Genomic DNA, 14,711 nt, shown 5'->3' with positions numbered 1-14,711 from the left:
TTTACAAGTGCAGCGTCAGGGGGTTCCGACCCAGGCGATCACCAAAGGCACCGTCAGAATACTGACTGCCGTGGACAGCAGGATCGCGGCGGATGCTCTGTGAGGTGCGACACCGTAATGCGCGGCCAGCATATAGACATTGCCCGCCACTGGCAGCGCTGCGGCGGCGATGGCCACGGATGCGGGAAAGGCCGCGACGGGTAGAATCCACAGAAGGACGATTGCGACGCAGGCGGGGTGAATGACCAGTTTGCAGAAACTGAGCCAACCCGCGATGTGTACGCGCTCGGCGGATTTGCTGGCCAACGACGCTCCGATAGCGAACAGGGCACCGGGCGTGGCCGCGCCGCCCAGAATGGTCAGGAAGTCGTTCAGTGGTGCGGGTACGGGGATTTGAAAGGCGGACCAGAGCAGACCCGCTGAAATCGAAACGATCATCGGGTTCTTGAGCAACCCGATCCCGATCAGGCGAAAGGTTGCCGGGGTCAGTCGCCCATCACGCCCGCCGTTGATCAGAATGACGATCAATGACGAGAACACGACCAGATCAACGGTCAGAACCAGCATGACCGGCCCGATAGCGGCTTCGGTAAACAACAGCGCCAGCATTGGCAGCCCCAAAAACCCGACATTTCCGATCGCCGCGCATTGCGCCTCGACCGCGGCGGTTGGGATATCAAGCCGCCGTATCCATGCAACCAGCGTGGCCAGGCTGTAAACGGCGGCAGTGCCGATCAGGTACCCCAGAACAAGCCGTGCATTGAAAATCTCGGCAAAGGGCAGGGTGGCGGCAAAGCGAAACAGCATGGCCGACAGGGCGAAATAGAAAACGAATTTCGTCAGATAGGCCGTCGCCTCTTCCGAGAAGAACCGGCTGCGACCGGCCCAATACCCCAGGCCGATGATCGCGAAAAAGGGCAGCGTGCGCAGGAAGATATCGACCATGGGGAACTTCGTATCACGGATTTTGCAAGCTGCAAGCATTGTCCGCCCAGGGGATTACATTGCGGCCTTAAACCCTTTCGCGTGGCCTAATCATTTGCCTCTGACCCTGAAACTGTGCGAATCGTTGTATCTGAACTGAACGGTTTATACATTCGACACCCATATGATCTAAGGAGAGCCCATGACCGAAGCCGCCGTCATCCTGCGTACAGGCCGAAAATTTGACCAGGTCCTGCGCGGAGCCCGAGAGGTTTTCATGGCGGATGGTTTTGAAGGTGCAAGCGTAGACGACATCGCGCGAACCGCCGGGGTGTCAAAGGCAACGCTCTACAGCTATTTTCCGGACAAGCGCCTGTTATTCATGGAAGTTGCGCAGGTCGAATGTAAGCGGATGGCTGAAAACGTCGTGGCCATGGTGGACGACAGCAAGCCGGCCCGCGAAGTTCTGACAATTGCTGCCAAGGAACTGACGGCCTTTCTTGTCTCGGATTTTTCACAGCAGATGTTCCGCATCTGCATTGCCGAACGCGACAGGTTCCCTGAGCTGGGCCAGACATTTTTTGAGGCCGGGCCCCAGAACGGTCAGCGGAAAATGGTCGAGTATCTGGAAAAAGCGGTCACCAAAGGCGAGCTTGCCATCGACGACCTTCAATTGGCGGCCGAGCAATTCAGTGAGTTGTGCAAGGTTCGGATCTGGACACGTGCAGCCATCGGAGTTCAAAAGAGCTTTTCGAAGGCCGAGGTCGACGAAATCGCTCTGCAAGCCGTTGAAATGTTCATGGCTCGTTACGGCGTCTGAGCCAATCGCCTTGACGTAGTGCCCGAAACAACCCGCACCCGGCATACCGGGTGCGGGATCAACAGTTTACTCGATAAAGGTTTTTGCCAGCCGGTCGCTGATTGGTTGCGACAGATAGCTGATCACGGCGCGTTCACCGGTATTCACGAACAGATCTGCAGGCATACCGGGAACCAATTCCAAAGCGGCGACTTCGACGGGTTGATCGGTATCCAGCTTTACTCGCGCTTTGTAGTATGCTTCGCCGGTGCGCTCGTCCTCCAATGCGTCGGCCGAGATGTCGAATATCTGCCCACTTGCCTCGGGCACGTCGGCCTGAGCGAAGGCTGACAGCCGAATACGCGTGGATTGCCCGATCTGCAGCTTATCGATATCGCCGGTTTTGATCCGCGCCTCGACGATCAGAGCCTGATTTGCGGGGACGATATCCATGATCGCTTCGCCTGGGCGAATGACACCACCCGTTGTCGATATGGCAAGGTTTACGACACGACCGCTGGCCGGGGCCAGAACCCGCGTTCGTTTCAGCCGCTCTGCCGCCCCGGAATATTGCGAGCGGATCAGATCAAGCTGCGCGTCCACGATAGCAAGTTCGCCCGCGATTACTTCATCGCGCAGCTTTTGTTGGCTGAGCAGGGATAGCTGCAGTTCCTGAATCTGATCTTCGGCCTGCGCGATCTGGGTGCGCAGGGACGCGTCGACGCCGCCCAGACGCTCCAGCTCAATCTGACGCGCGCTGACGCGTGTGGCGGCCACCAAGCCTTTGTCCAGGAGGGATCGTAGGTTCGACAGTTCGACCTGTGTGATGTCGACCTGGTTCTGGGCCGCGCGGCGCTGTTCATTCAAACCCGCGATCTGGTTGCGCAAGCCCGAGATACGCTGAGCGTTGATCTGGGCTTCGGTCTGTCGGGCGCGGGCTTCTGCGTCAAACAACTGTTTTTGCGTCAGATAAGGCGACAACCAGTGCAGCCGATCCATCCCATCGCTGAACTCGGCCAAGGCGGTCGGTTCATCAAACTGTTGGCTGCCGCTGATTTGCGCCAGCAAACGCGCCCGGCGCACGGACAGCTCGCCCAGCTGGCTGCCCAGAACACTCAGTTCAACGTCTATTTCGGTGCTGTCCAACTGCACGAGAGGCTGGCCTGCGTTTACGAATGCCCCATCAGTCACGAGGATCGTGTCGATGATACCGCCGTCCAGATGTTCTACCGTCTTGCGATCGCCTTCCACTACGAACGAGGCTGGCGCGACCACCGCCCCATCCAGTTTCGACGCAAAGGCCCAGTAGATGCTGCCTCCGACAAAGGCCGTCAGGGCGAACAGTCCGAACAGGACATAGCCTTTGATCCCCGGAGGCTTCGTGGCGCCGTCCACAAAAAACTTGTCGTCCAGGGAAAGTGCGGTCTGATTGTGCTGGCGTTGTATCAACTGTGTCATTGGGCTGCTCCGGTGATCTGAGGTGCAGAGGCAGGACGCGTTTTCGCCCCGGGTTGTGTCGGATTGTCCAGAACGTTCCGGCGATTGACTCGCAGAACGTCCTCTTTGTCGCCAAACTGGGTCTGGGCGCCATTGCGCAGGACCATCACCTTGTTGGCGGCCTGAAGTGTTGCCGGACGGTGGGTCATGACGATGGCGATTGCGCCGCGGGCCTGAGCCGCTGTAATCGCATCGCGCAGCGCCTGTTCACCCTTAGCATCCAGATCAGAATTCGGCTCGTCCAGGATCAGCACAAACGGATCGCCATATAGCGCCCGGGCCAGAGCCAACCCTTGGCGTTGACCGCCCGACAGAAAGAAACCGCGCCCAATCCGGGTCTCATACCCATCGGGCAGGGCGCTGATCATTTCATGCACTCCGGCCTCGCGCGCGGCGCGCAACACTTCGGCATCGTCGATGGCAACCGAGAACCGACCGATGTTTTCGCGGATTGTGCCGTCAAACAGCTCGACATCCTGTGGCAGGTAACCGATCTGCTTTCCAAGGTCCTCGTCGTTCCATTTCGACATCGGGCTTCCGTCCAGCAATACTTCGCCCCGTTGCGGGTGCCAAATGCCAGCAAGCATTTTGCCCAGCGTGCTTTTGCCCGAGCCGCTGTGGCCGATAATGGCCAGCACGTCCCCGGCCACGAGACCAAAGTCGATCTGACGGATTGATGCGTTGATCGCGCGCGGAGGTCCGGCCTGCGCGATCTTGACGTCCAGGGATTTGAACGCGCGCGGCAGATGAAGGTTTGGCGTAGTATCTGCGAATTCGTCGGTCAGTTTGGAGAGTTTTGTGTAAGATCCGCGCGCTGCCAGAAAGCTGCGCCACTGGCCAATCAATTGGTCAATAGGGGCCAGCGCACGGGCGAGCACGATGGTGGCGGCAATCATCACGCCAGCCGTGGATTCTCCGGTTATGGCCAAGGCAGCGCCAAGACCCAGAATGGCGGATTGCAAACCCATGCGGACGGTTTTGGAAATGACCGAGAAACTGGCCACTCGGTCTGCTGCGCGAGTTTTGTGTTGATGCGCCTCGGTTTGCAGCGAGGTCCAGCGGCGCAAGAGATCAGATTTCATACCAAGCGCATGGACAAGTTCAGCATTCTTGTCGCTGGTATTGAACAATGCGTCCGAGCGCCCGCGCGCTTGCGAGGCCGACTGCATCGGCGTCCGGGCGCGGGCATTGTTGATCAATGCCATGACTGTCAGCAAAACCGCACCGGCCAAACCAAGCAGGCCCAGATAGGGGTGCAGAACATAAAGCACCAGCAAATAGATCGGTATCCACGGCGCGTCGAAAAATGCGGTCAGGGTTGTGCCCGAGATAAACTCGCGAAAGCCATTCACATCTTCGACGAGGTTGTCACCCGCCTTGGTATCGCCATGAACACGGCGTCGCATGGCGGCACTCAGAACGGGTGTGCCGACGCTCAGCTCAAATCGAGCGGCCAGACGGCCCAGGATGCGCATGCGCATCAGGTCGAGACACGCGATAACGACGAAAACACCGGCTAGCAAAGCAGAGAGGGCAATCAGGGTCTCGACATTCTGGCTGGTCAGCACGCGGTCATAGACCTGCAGCATATATAGTGGTCCGGCCAGCATCAGAAGGTTGAGAAACAGGCTAAAGAAGGCGACTGCCACAAATCCTTTGCGCAGCGACCCCCAGGCGGATTTCACGGGATTGGCTTTCTGGAACATCGGGGAACCCTTTCCGGTTGGACAAACGGGGCGGCATAAGCCGCCCCGCCGTTGGTCAGTTAGACGACGAAGTCAGTTTCGTTCAGATCAGCGACATCGACGCCGGTCAGACGGATCGAGCCTGCGTCACCGAAGCTGAGCACGGCATCCGCACCATCCTGAACCGGGTTCAGAGGACCGGTGAAGTCAGGACCCAGATCATTGACCTGAATTCTGTCAACGCCAGCTTCAAAGTCCGAAATGGTGTCATCGTTGAAGATGCCCTCGAACACGAAGGTGTCCGCGCCTTCGCCACCGATCAGGACGTCATCGCCGCCCCCACCGTTCAGCAGGTCGTCGCCATCCGCGCCGTTCAGAACGTTGTCCTGAGAGCTGCCGACAATCACGTCACCATCGTCAGAGCCGATGACGTTCTCGATCGAGACCAGTACGTCGGTTTCAATCTGATTGTCGATCACGTCCTGCCCGACAACACCGGTGCCGCCCGTTGCGTCAACATCCAGCGTCGCGCCTGCGTCCACCAGCGTGTCCTGCACGACCGGGCCGTTTGCGCCCGCTGGTGCATTGTGCAGATGGATCGCCGAGACAACACCTGGGATCGGCGTGTTCAGGTCGGCTTCGTTCAGACCCACAACGCTCAGATCGCTCGAGTAGGTGACTTCGCCAGTTGTCAGGTTTTGAGTGATGACAACGGTCGCGTCGCCAGTGGCTTCGCTGTCCGAAGTCGGCCCAGGCTCTTGCGCTGCATCCAGACCGCCGCTCAGCGAAACTGTGCGGATGCCGTTTTCGGTTACATCGCTATCGACCAGCAATTGCCCGCGAATTTCCCCGGCAGGGAAGTCGGAGGTGTGAATGTTGTAGTACAGATTGCCCTGAACGGCCTCTTCTACAAACCAGCCTCCATCCGGGATATTCGCACCAAACTGGTCCGGGGCCACAATAGCCGCATCCACGATCGAGACATTGAAGCCTGCATCGCGCGTGGCGGTGCCGTTGCCATTGGCGTCCAGACGGACCTCGATCGCGACATCCAGATCCGAGAAATCGGCGGTATCGACGCCTTCTCCGCCATCGATGAAGTCATTGCCCAGACCGCCGGTCAAAACATTGTCAGCATCGCCTGCGATCAGAACGTCATCACCTGCACCACCGTCGATGTCGCCATTGGTGACACCCAGATCGACGAAGATGTCATCGCCATCGCCCAGCAGGACGTTGCCGTTGATCACGCCTTCGTCGTCGTTGACGATGGTAACGTCACCGGAGTCCGATGCATCAATCGCATTGACCGTGCCGCGGATTTCGCCTTCGTTCAGGATCGCACCCAGCAGGTTCAGACCACCATCGACACGAATACCGGCTGCAGCGTCCGATTGTTCGGACCCGGCAATCAGGCCTTCGTTGATGACAACTCCGGCAAAGGACGCGTCGTTCTGACCTGTGAACAGGCGCAGACCGTCGCCGACCTGGTTTCCTTCGGTAGCGTCGCCGTTACCCTGGAAAGTTCCTTCGTTGATGATGGCCGCCGAGACGACATCGCCATCAACATCACCGGTTTGCAGCGATACGGCGGAACCGTTGCTGCCTTCATCGACGCTGACAGTGCCAGTGTTGGTGAAGGTATAGTTGTCGGCAGTGCTATCGGCATAGACCGCACCGTTGCGCTGATTACCTGTACCGATAATCTGGCCAGCGTTGGTGACATCAAGGCCATCGCCATCAATGTTCAGCGCGCGGCTGCCCGATTCGACGACGCCAGAGTTCACAAAGGACCCACTAGAGTGATCACCGGTACCAAAATACACACCGTTCTGGACACCGGAAATGACGCCCTGGTTCTCCAGCGTACCCTGGAAGTTCACGCCATTGACGACCCGAACGCCGGCAACTGTGCCATTGGCTCCGCTAGAGGTAGTGCTTCCGGTATTCAGGATGGTCGCGTCAGTCGTGCCGGTGTTGCCAACGTTACCGATACGAATGCCATCACCGGCAAGCGGCGTTGCCGCACCAGCGTTCCCGCGCCCAGTGATGCTCCCGAAGTTTTCCAGCGTGAAGGTGTTGGCACCATCTGTTGCACCACCAATTTCCACGCCAAATCCGGAACCCTGATTGCCTTCACCGGCGTCGATCAGACCTTCGTTGGTAACCGAGAATTCATCCGCCGTACCATCGGCATAGACTGTCCCGTTGCGCTGATCGTCGGTACCGACAATGGTGCCCGTATTTTCAACGGATAGCCCGATACCATCAATGTTCAGAGCGCGACTGTCAGAGGACACGTTGCCAATGTTGTTAAACGAACCGCCGGTGTGATCGCCATTGCCAAAGTAAACACCGTTTTGGACACCCGAGACCGTGCCGGAGTTGATGAATTCGCCTTGGAAGCTGACCCCGTCCACAAAACGCACGCCGGCAACAGTACCGTTGGCGCCTTCCGAGGTCACCTCGCCGCGGTTGGTGATGTTCACCTCAGCAACGCCTTCGTTGCCGGGGTTTCCGATGCGGATACCGTCTCCGGCCAGACCAGTGCCTGCTGCGCCGTTACCGCGACCCTGGATCAGACCATCGTTTTCCAGCGAGAAGGTGTTGGCGCCGTCAGCGGCCCCACCGATTTCAGCTGCGAAACCCGAGCCCTGATTGTGCTCGCCCGCATCGATTGTGCCATTGTCCAGGTTGCGGACCGAGAAATCATCCGCTGTACCATCGGCATAAACGGTGCCGTTGCGCTGGTCACCGGTGCCCAGAATGTCGCCGCCGTTGATCAGGTCGACGCCCGAGCCATCGATGTTCACGGCGCGACTGCCAGATTGGATGGTGCCAAAGTTCAGCACATCCAGATCATGTTCGCCTTCACCGATATACAGACCATTGCGCGGGCCTTCGATCACGCCGGTTGCGTTGTTCAGGATGTTGCCTTCGGCGTTTACGCCATCCGCGATGCGGATACCGGCGGCTGTGCCCTGGTTGCTTTCGGTCGAGATCAGGCCGCTGTTGACGATCTCGGTTTCCAGCGTTGCACCTTCGGCACCATCGTCGATGCGGATACCGTCGCCGGCCAGCCCGGTATTGGCCGCGCCTTGGCCACGGCCTTGGATCGTTGCGCCGAGACCGTTGAAAATTTCGGTTTCCACGCGATCGCCGACCTCATCGCCAACCTGCAGCGAGATGCCTGCGCCTTGATTGCCTGCGCCAGCGTCAATTGTGCCACCCGAAAAGTTCGAGATCGAGACATCTTCGGCAGTGCTGTTGGTGTAGATTGTGCCATTGCGCTGATCACCGGTACCGATGATGTCGCCAAAGTTGCGCACATCAATGCCCTGGCCCTGAATATCCACGGCACGGCTGTCCGAGCTGATCACGCCACCGCGGAAGTTGTCCAGACCGCCCGAGCTTTGAGCGCCTGCAAACTGAACGCCGTTGAACTCGCCCGCGATCTCGCCAAAGTTGCGAACCTGGGCGCTGCCGGTGACCTGAACGCCGGTGGCCAGCGCGTCGGGGCCGTTGTTCGCCTCGATCCGGCCCGAGCGGAAGTTGAACACGTCAACATCTTGACCCTGCGCCTGAACGGCAGCGACAGCGTTGTTGGTGATGATCTCGCCGAAGTTCAGCAGACGCGAGAAGTCATTTGCCAGAACAAAGGCCGGAGTGTCATCGACAACGGTACTTTGAAAGAAGTTGTTGAAAAGGGTCTGGCCGTCGCGGTTGGTCTCTTGCGCCATCGTAGACGTGGTCAAGAGGCGGGCGCGCAGGCTTGTCAGCATTTGGGACAGCATGGGGTACTCCGTCAAAAATTGTTACGTTTGGCGGTCCGCCCGGTTTTTCGGACATTCCACGTAGCAAAGGGGTAGACGGCACCCCGTGTCAGCTGAAATTCATCCTGCAAATTGGCCGTATAACCAATACAAATAATCACGTTTTCCGTGAGAGTCCGGGAAGCTCACTTGTTACTATTCAATGAGTTACGCCGTTCTTGCCCCGAATGGGGTTCTATTCAAAAGCGCTGGTTAACAGTTTTGTCAGCGGAGTTGATCAGTATTTCATGCACCTTTCCCCACTTTGCGGTAGACAAAGGGACGGTCACGCGCCGTTTTTGTATGACCGCAGAGAGATTGAGCGGATGAATTTCAGAGATTTGGAGTACGTGCTTGCCATTGCAAAGCATGGTAAGTTCAGTCAGGCAGCAGTTGCGTGCAACGTTTCGCAGCCTGCGCTGTCTAACCAGATCAAGAAGTTGGAACAGGAGTTGGGTGTCGAGCTGTTCCTGCGGCTGAACAACGAAGTGCGCCCGACCGCGTTTGGCCAAAGCATCCTGGGTATAGCTGAATCCATCCTGTCAGACGCGCAAAAGATACGCGACTCCGCCACTCAGTTTCGCGACCCCGAGGCGGTCCCTTATCGGATTGGTATGACGCCGACACTTGCGCCGTATTTAACGCAGTATTTCTCAGAACTGTTCAACGATGTTTTTCCACGTATGCGCGTGACCATGATCGAAGATCTTCCGCAGAACATGTTGCAATTGGTCGAAGATCATCAGTTGGACATGGCATTGGTCGCCAAGATCAACAACAGCAACGCTCTGACCTTCACATCGATTTGGAGCGAGCCGTTGTATTTGGCAATGCGCCATGATCATCCGCTGTGTACCTTGGATTCGATCGCTGCCGAGGATGTGCCGCCGCACGATTTCATTCGGTTGCCCCACAGCTTCGGCTATGAGCTTGAACCTCGTTTGCCCAAGGCAGACCCCAAAATTCGGGTCGCCAAGAGATTTGACCTGAGTGCCTTGCGATTTGAGACGATCTGCCGCCATATCTGCCACTCTGATGACTGCACTATCGTGTCCGCTCTGGCCGCCGAACAATTCAAACGGGATCAATGGCCGTTGTACTTTGTACCGTTCGAAGGGCCGGGAAATCTGCGGAACCTGGGCGCTGCGACCCGGCCAGGATGCCCAAGACGCCCGGTTTTGGACCGCATTGGCGCTTACATTCTGGACCGCCCTCCGGTCGGTGTGACGCCAACCTTCACGGCGTAGCCCCTCTCAATCCTGCTGAAAACATGCCCGGCCAGCGAGTGTTCTTCGTGGCCGGGCATGTTTGATATCGAATTGCGTTGACAATGGATTTTGTATTTTGGATACAAATAGCACTTATCTCGCGACGATGAGAGTCGTCTGAAATTGCTTGGCAAATTAGAAACGACGGTAAAGCAGAACAAAAACACTTTTTTGGGAGACAATCATGAAGCTTGGATTTTCTGCGGCAACTACGGTGGGCGCCCTGTCCGGCGCGGCCGCTCAAGCCAGCACATTGGTGTGTTGTTCTGAAGGTTCACCCGAAGGGTTCGACCCGGCACTGTTTACAGCCGGGACCACCTTTGATGCCTTGTCGCGCCCGATCTATAACCGACTGCATTAGTTTGAGGCCGACATGACCAATGTGATCCCGGGTCTGGTGGAAAGCGTTGAAGCCAGCGATGACGGTTTGGAATACCCATTAAACCTGCATCAGGGCGTTAAGTTCCATTCGAATGATCTGAACAGAGACGGTGCAGCTCTGCGGGACGGTAACGGTCGCAAAGCGTCAAACCGGTTACAATGGCGCCACCAGCCGAGCGAAGACCTGATCCTTGAGGCCAGGAAGTATGAACAGGCACAGAGGGCATTCGGCTGTCTACATGCCGCTGTGCAACGAGGTGCAGGGCTACAAGGTTCGTCCCATGGGCGGCCATGTTTTCTGCGGCGCAAGCGTCAAACTGAACACCACTCACTGATCGGAGCTGCCCCAATTGGCGGCTCCGATTATCCAATTTAGGAGGCCGGCGCACATGCCGAATTTGTCCGAGTACCGTCAGCTGGCAAATGAGATGTCAGTAGACGCCGTGGCACTGGTGCCCGGCCCGAATTTCACCCGCGCATTGGGAAAACCCTTCATGAGCCACGAGCGTCCCTTTGTGGTCGTGATCCCGGCGCAGGGCGACCCGGCAGCAATTGTGCCTAATCTGGAACTGGGATCATGGGATCTGGTCGGCTTCGATGGCGCGGTTTTCGATTGGCTGGATCAGACCGGATATGACGGTGCATTCGCTGCCATGGCCGAGCATATGCCGCTAAAATCCCTGGCCGTTGAGGGGCAGGTGATGCGGGTCTTTGTGTCCAAGGCCTTTACCCGCGCCATGCCAGATCTGCGCATCGTGGACGGTGAGCGCGAAATCTCGGGCCTGCGCATAGTCAAGACGGACGACGATATTGCCGCCCTGCAAGCGGCCATCGATGCTTCGGAACGCGCTCTGGAACGTGTCATTGCAGATGTGCGCGTCGGTCAAACGGAAAAACAGATCGAGCAGGCGCTGGTTCAGGCGCTTTTTTCCGAAGGTGCGGCCTCACTGGCCTTTTCGCCCATCGTTGCGGCCGGGGACAACTCGGCGCGACCACATGGCAAGGCGCGGGCGGATTATCAGATCAAGCCGGGCGACGCACTTCTGTTCGACTTTGGTGCGCGCAAACATGGGTTTGCCGCTGACATCACGCGGACCTTTTTCGTTCAGGAGGTGTCGGATGAGGGCAGGGCGGTCTACGACACGGTTCTGCGCGCCAATCTGGCTGGTTTTGAAGCTTGCCGACCGGGCGTGACCGCCCATGATATCGACGACGCTGTGACCGGAGTTCTCGAAGTATCGCCATATGCCGACCGCATCCGTACCAAGACAGGGCACGGGCTGGGCCGTGACGTGCACGAAGCGCCGTATATTATGCGTGGGAACGATCAGATCATGCGCGCTGGCATGGTTTGGACAAATGAACCGGGTCTCTATGACTTGGGCAATTTCGGCGTTCGGATCGAAGATGATGTTCTGGTAACCGAAGACGGTTGCCGCTCGCTGACCAGCTTTCCCAAAGACCTGACACTCATAGGTCGCTGATGCCTTTCATGTTCATCCGAGTTCGGCCGGGTGATCCGATTATCGTGATGGCCGGTGAACGCGGTATGATCGGAAAACCGCTAGCAGGAAATGGGCGAAAAGCTGGGTTTCAACAAACCCGTGCTGCAGCAATTTTGGGATTGTCTGTTCGGTGCGTTGCACGGCGAGCTGGGTGAGAACTCTGTCACCAATAAGCCCGTTTGGGACTGCCGGCGGCGTTGTCGCTGCGGTGAACCGAGGCAAGTTTTTGATCCGGCGCTGATGTCTTCGCTTCTGGTGGGCTGCCCTCACCGATGAATATCTGCAATGGGTGTGCTTTTGCGCAACGGTGCTGGCTAGCAACGAAAGCCTGTCGCGGCCCCGCCAGAACTGAGCGGAACAGATCACAAGGTCGCGTTCCTGCATCCTCTGGGCCAACAGAGGCTTCAGCTGGTTTCGCCGCCACGTGTTTTGACAACCATTTCCAGCAACTCGTCTTTGGTGCGCTGAATATGTTTGGTCAGCAGGTCACATGCGGTCTCAACCTGCCTCTTGCGGGCGAGCAACAATAGCTGACGGTGGTCTTTTTTGGCCGGTTCGCGCTGTTCCATCACGCTCAGATGCATGCGGACATATCGGTCGGACTGCAGATTGACCCTTTGCAGGATTTCATTGGTCAGCCCACGATCAGCAGCCGCGTACAGGGCCTTGTGATATTCATAATTCAAACTGCCCCAGCGGCCGACGTCATATGCTTCGTACGACGTTTCCATGTCATTCAGCAGCCGCTCGCAGGTCGCAAAATCCGCTTCGGTCATTTGAGGGATCGCGCGTCTGAAGACGTCGACTTCCAAAAGCACTCGCAGGTCAAAGATCTCTCCGATCTCGGAAAGGGAATGCGAGGTGACCGATGCACCGCGATTGTTTGTCAGTTGAACCAGCCCTTCGGCGTCCAACCGTTTGAGCGCTTCGCGGATTGGCATGCGCGAGACATCATACTCCTCGGCCAGAGCCTCTTGCCGGATAGTTTCGCCTTCGGCCATCTCGCCGCTCAGAATGCGTTCACGCAGGTCATCTGTGATGACATCTGGCAGGCTTTGACGTGCTATCGCGCGTGTTCTTGGCATATGAGTGGTCTCGGTCGGTGAAAACTTGTATCCAAAATACAAAATGAAACTCGGATTTCCAAGTGTGTTGGATTCATTCGCAACTTTGAGAGGTTTCGAACCTGAAGCAGGGCAGAGGTGACAAGATAAATCATGCGCGTTCTACAGCACCTGCCTCTGGACTGATACAAGAACTTGCTCTGGACTTCGCCAAACCGGATAGTTTTGTAAAACTGTCATCTGGGCTTGGCATACCCGCCCGACCAGGAAACCACGGACCGTAACATGAACACATCCGACATCCGCAACGAAGGCATGCGCATCGGCGGCAAGATCGTCTTTACCGATGCCACTGTCCCGGTTCACTACCCATACACTAATGAGATTGTTGGCACGGTCCCCGCTGGTCACGCCGAACACGCACGCAAAGCCTTCGAAATCGCGGCGAACTATACGTCCAGCCTGACCCGATATGACCGTAGCGAGATTTTGCGGCGTGCAGGTGCGTTGATTGGTGACAGGCGCGAGTATCTTGCGAAATGGCTGACATTGGAGCTTGGCATTTGCTATCAACATTCGATCTATGAAACCAAGCGCGCGCAAGACGTGTTTCAGTTCGCGGCGGCCGAGGCCCTGAAAGATGATGGCGAGGTCTTCTCCTGCGATCTGACACACAATGGCAAGGCGCGAAAGATCTTCACCAAGCGCGAGCCCGTGACCGCCATCAGCGCAATCACACCTTTCAACCATCCTCTCAACATGGTCGCGCACAAGATTGCGCCTGCGATCGCAACAAACAACTGCATGGTTTGCAAGCCGACCGAACTGACGCCGCTGACCGCGTTGACGTTGGCCGATATCCTGTACGAGGCCGGGCTGCCACCCGAGATGTTCCAGGTTGTCACCGGCTGGCCACAGGACATTGGGGATGAGATGATCACCAATGAGCATATCGACATCATAACTTTCACCGGTGGGGTGCCGGTCGGCAAGATGATCGCCTCAAAAGCGGGATACAAACGCCAGGCCCTGGAGCTGGGGGGCAATGACCCTCTGATCGTGCTAAACGACCTGAGCGACGCCGATCTGGACAAAGCCGCCACAATTGCCGTGGCCGGGGCCACCGGCAATTCGGGTCAACGCTGCACTGCGATCAAGCGCATTTTGGTGCAGGACAGTGTGGCGGACGTATTCGTTCCACGTGTTCTAGAGAAAGCCAGGGAAATTCGGTTCGGAGACCCACAGGACCCAGAAACGCAACTGGGTTGCGTCATACATGATCAAGCCGCCGAATTGTTCGAAAAGCGTGTTCTGATGGCGACTGAAGAGGGCGCAGAGGTTCTGTATCATCCCGGTCGAAAAGGCGCCTTGTTGCCCCCCATCGTCGTCGACAAGGTGCCCCATGACAGCGAGTTAGTAATGGAAGAGACTTTTGGTCCCATCGTGCCAATCGTGCGGGTGCCGGATGACGATGCGCAGGTCATTGCGATCTCAAACGGTACTGCATTTGGGCTGTCGGCTGGCGTATGCACAAACGATCTGAACCGTGCGATTGCATTCATCAATGGGCTGAAGGTTGGAACCTGCAACATCTGGGAACAGCCCGGTTACAGGATTGAAATGTCCCCGTTTGGAGGCATCAAGGACAGCGGGAATGGCGTCAAAGAGGGCGTGATCGAAGCGATGAAGTTCTTCACTAACGTCAAAACCTATTCGCTTCCTTGGCCCGAGTAGCAGGCCGGGCCAGCCCACAGAGGCATTTAAAGCAGCCCAGGG

At 57.3% G+C, this 14,711-nt stretch carries 9 protein-coding genes and 1 pseudogene; 5 read left to right on the top strand and 5 right to left on the bottom strand.

Going from position 1 to position 14,711, the window contains the following annotated elements:
- Positions 1-15 precede the first annotated feature (15 nt).
- On the bottom strand, positions 16-945 hold the full coding sequence (locus tag J7416_RS14525) for an AEC family transporter (protein ID WP_209225732.1): 930 nt from the start codon (positions 943-945) through the stop codon (positions 16-18).
- A gap of 181 nt (positions 946-1,126) precedes the next feature.
- Between J7416_RS14525 and J7416_RS14520 the strand changes: the two genes are divergently transcribed.
- The gene (locus tag J7416_RS14520; RefSeq protein WP_209225730.1) at positions 1,127-1,744 is read left to right on the top strand and encodes a TetR/AcrR family transcriptional regulator; all 618 of its coding nucleotides are present in this window, start codon (positions 1,127-1,129) and stop codon (positions 1,742-1,744) included.
- A 66-nt stretch (positions 1,745-1,810) separates the two neighbouring features.
- Here the strand turns inward: J7416_RS14520 and J7416_RS14515 are convergent, their stop codons facing one another.
- The 3 genes from J7416_RS14515 to J7416_RS14505 are packed head-to-tail and all read right to left on the bottom strand — an operon-like array spanning position 1,811 to position 8,699.
- Positions 1,811-3,181, bottom strand: coding sequence for an HlyD family type I secretion periplasmic adaptor subunit (locus tag J7416_RS14515; RefSeq protein WP_209225728.1), 1,371 nt, complete (start codon positions 3,179-3,181; stop codon positions 1,811-1,813).
- On the bottom strand, positions 3,178-4,926 hold the full coding sequence (locus J7416_RS14510) for a type I secretion system permease/ATPase (protein WP_209225726.1): 1,749 nt from the start codon (positions 4,924-4,926) through the stop codon (positions 3,178-3,180). Before J7416_RS14510 ends, J7416_RS14515 begins: the two co-directional genes overlap by 4 nt.
- A 59-nt stretch (positions 4,927-4,985) precedes the next feature.
- A complete protein-coding gene (locus J7416_RS14505; RefSeq protein WP_209225724.1) occupies positions 4,986-8,699 on the bottom strand; it encodes a CHRD domain-containing protein in 3,714 nt (1,237 codons plus the stop codon).
- A 344-nt stretch (positions 8,700-9,043) separates the two neighbouring features.
- Here J7416_RS14505 and J7416_RS14500 point away from each other — a divergent pair, with 344 nt between their 5' ends.
- The 3 genes and pseudogenes from J7416_RS14500 to J7416_RS14485 all read left to right on the top strand — a co-directional run bounded on the left by J7416_RS14500 (position 9,044) and on the right by J7416_RS14485 (position 11,850).
- A complete protein-coding gene (locus J7416_RS14500) occupies positions 9,044-9,964 on the top strand; it encodes a LysR family transcriptional regulator (RefSeq protein WP_209225722.1) in 921 nt (306 codons plus the stop codon).
- 205 nt (positions 9,965-10,169) lie between these two features.
- Positions 10,170-10,460 (top strand): annotated as a pseudogene (locus J7416_RS22670) (ABC transporter substrate-binding protein); the annotation flags it as partial.
- Between the two features lie 295 nt (positions 10,461-10,755).
- Positions 10,756-11,850, top strand: a complete 1,095-nt coding sequence (locus tag J7416_RS14485; RefSeq protein ID WP_209225716.1) for a Xaa-Pro peptidase family protein — start codon at positions 10,756-10,758, stop codon at positions 11,848-11,850.
- 425 nt (positions 11,851-12,275) lie between these two features.
- Here J7416_RS14485 and J7416_RS14480 read toward each other — a convergent pair whose 3' ends face one another.
- On the bottom strand, positions 12,276-12,956 hold the full coding sequence (locus J7416_RS14480) for a GntR family transcriptional regulator (RefSeq protein ID WP_209225714.1): 681 nt from the start codon (positions 12,954-12,956) through the stop codon (positions 12,276-12,278).
- A 264-nt stretch (positions 12,957-13,220) separates the two neighbouring features.
- Between J7416_RS14480 and phnY the strand changes: the two genes are divergently transcribed.
- Positions 13,221-14,669 carry a phosphonoacetaldehyde dehydrogenase gene (gene phnY, locus J7416_RS14475; protein WP_209225712.1) on the top strand — a complete coding sequence of 483 codons (1,449 nt, stop codon included), beginning with the start codon at positions 13,221-13,223 and terminating at the stop codon, positions 14,667-14,669.
- Positions 14,670-14,711 lie beyond the last annotated feature (42 nt).

This window comes from Ruegeria sp. R14_0 (genome assembly GCF_017743975.1).
Lineage (GTDB): Bacteria > Pseudomonadota > Alphaproteobacteria > Rhodobacterales > Rhodobacteraceae > Ruegeria.
The sequence above is the reverse complement of the archived record's forward strand: the minus strand, read 5'-3'. Positions and strand labels throughout refer to the sequence as shown.

Excerpts from the sequence above, each read along its gene's own strand:
- J7416_RS14525 (WP_209225732.1), bottom strand. The coding sequence starts at position 945 with ATGGTCGATATCTTCCTGCGCACGCTGCCCTTTTTCGCGATCATCGGC.
- J7416_RS14520 (WP_209225730.1), top strand. The coding sequence starts at position 1,127 with ATGACCGAAGCCGCCGTCATCCTGCGTACAGGCCGAAAATTTGACCAG.
- J7416_RS14515 (WP_209225728.1), bottom strand. The coding sequence starts at position 3,181 with ATGACACAGTTGATACAACGCCAGCACAATCAGACCGCACTTTCCCTG.
- J7416_RS14510 (WP_209225726.1), bottom strand. The coding sequence starts at position 4,926 with ATGTTCCAGAAAGCCAATCCCGTGAAATCCGCCTGGGGGTCGCTGCGC.
- J7416_RS14505 (WP_209225724.1), bottom strand. The coding sequence starts at position 8,699 with ATGCTGTCCCAAATGCTGACAAGCCTGCGCGCCCGCCTCTTGACCACG.
- J7416_RS14500 (WP_209225722.1), top strand. The coding sequence starts at position 9,044 with ATGAATTTCAGAGATTTGGAGTACGTGCTTGCCATTGCAAAGCATGGT.
- J7416_RS14485 (WP_209225716.1), top strand. The coding sequence starts at position 10,756 with ATGCCGAATTTGTCCGAGTACCGTCAGCTGGCAAATGAGATGTCAGTA.
- J7416_RS14480 (WP_209225714.1), bottom strand. The coding sequence starts at position 12,956 with ATGCCAAGAACACGCGCGATAGCACGTCAAAGCCTGCCAGATGTCATC.
- phnY (WP_209225712.1), top strand. The coding sequence starts at position 13,221 with ATGAACACATCCGACATCCGCAACGAAGGCATGCGCATCGGCGGCAAG.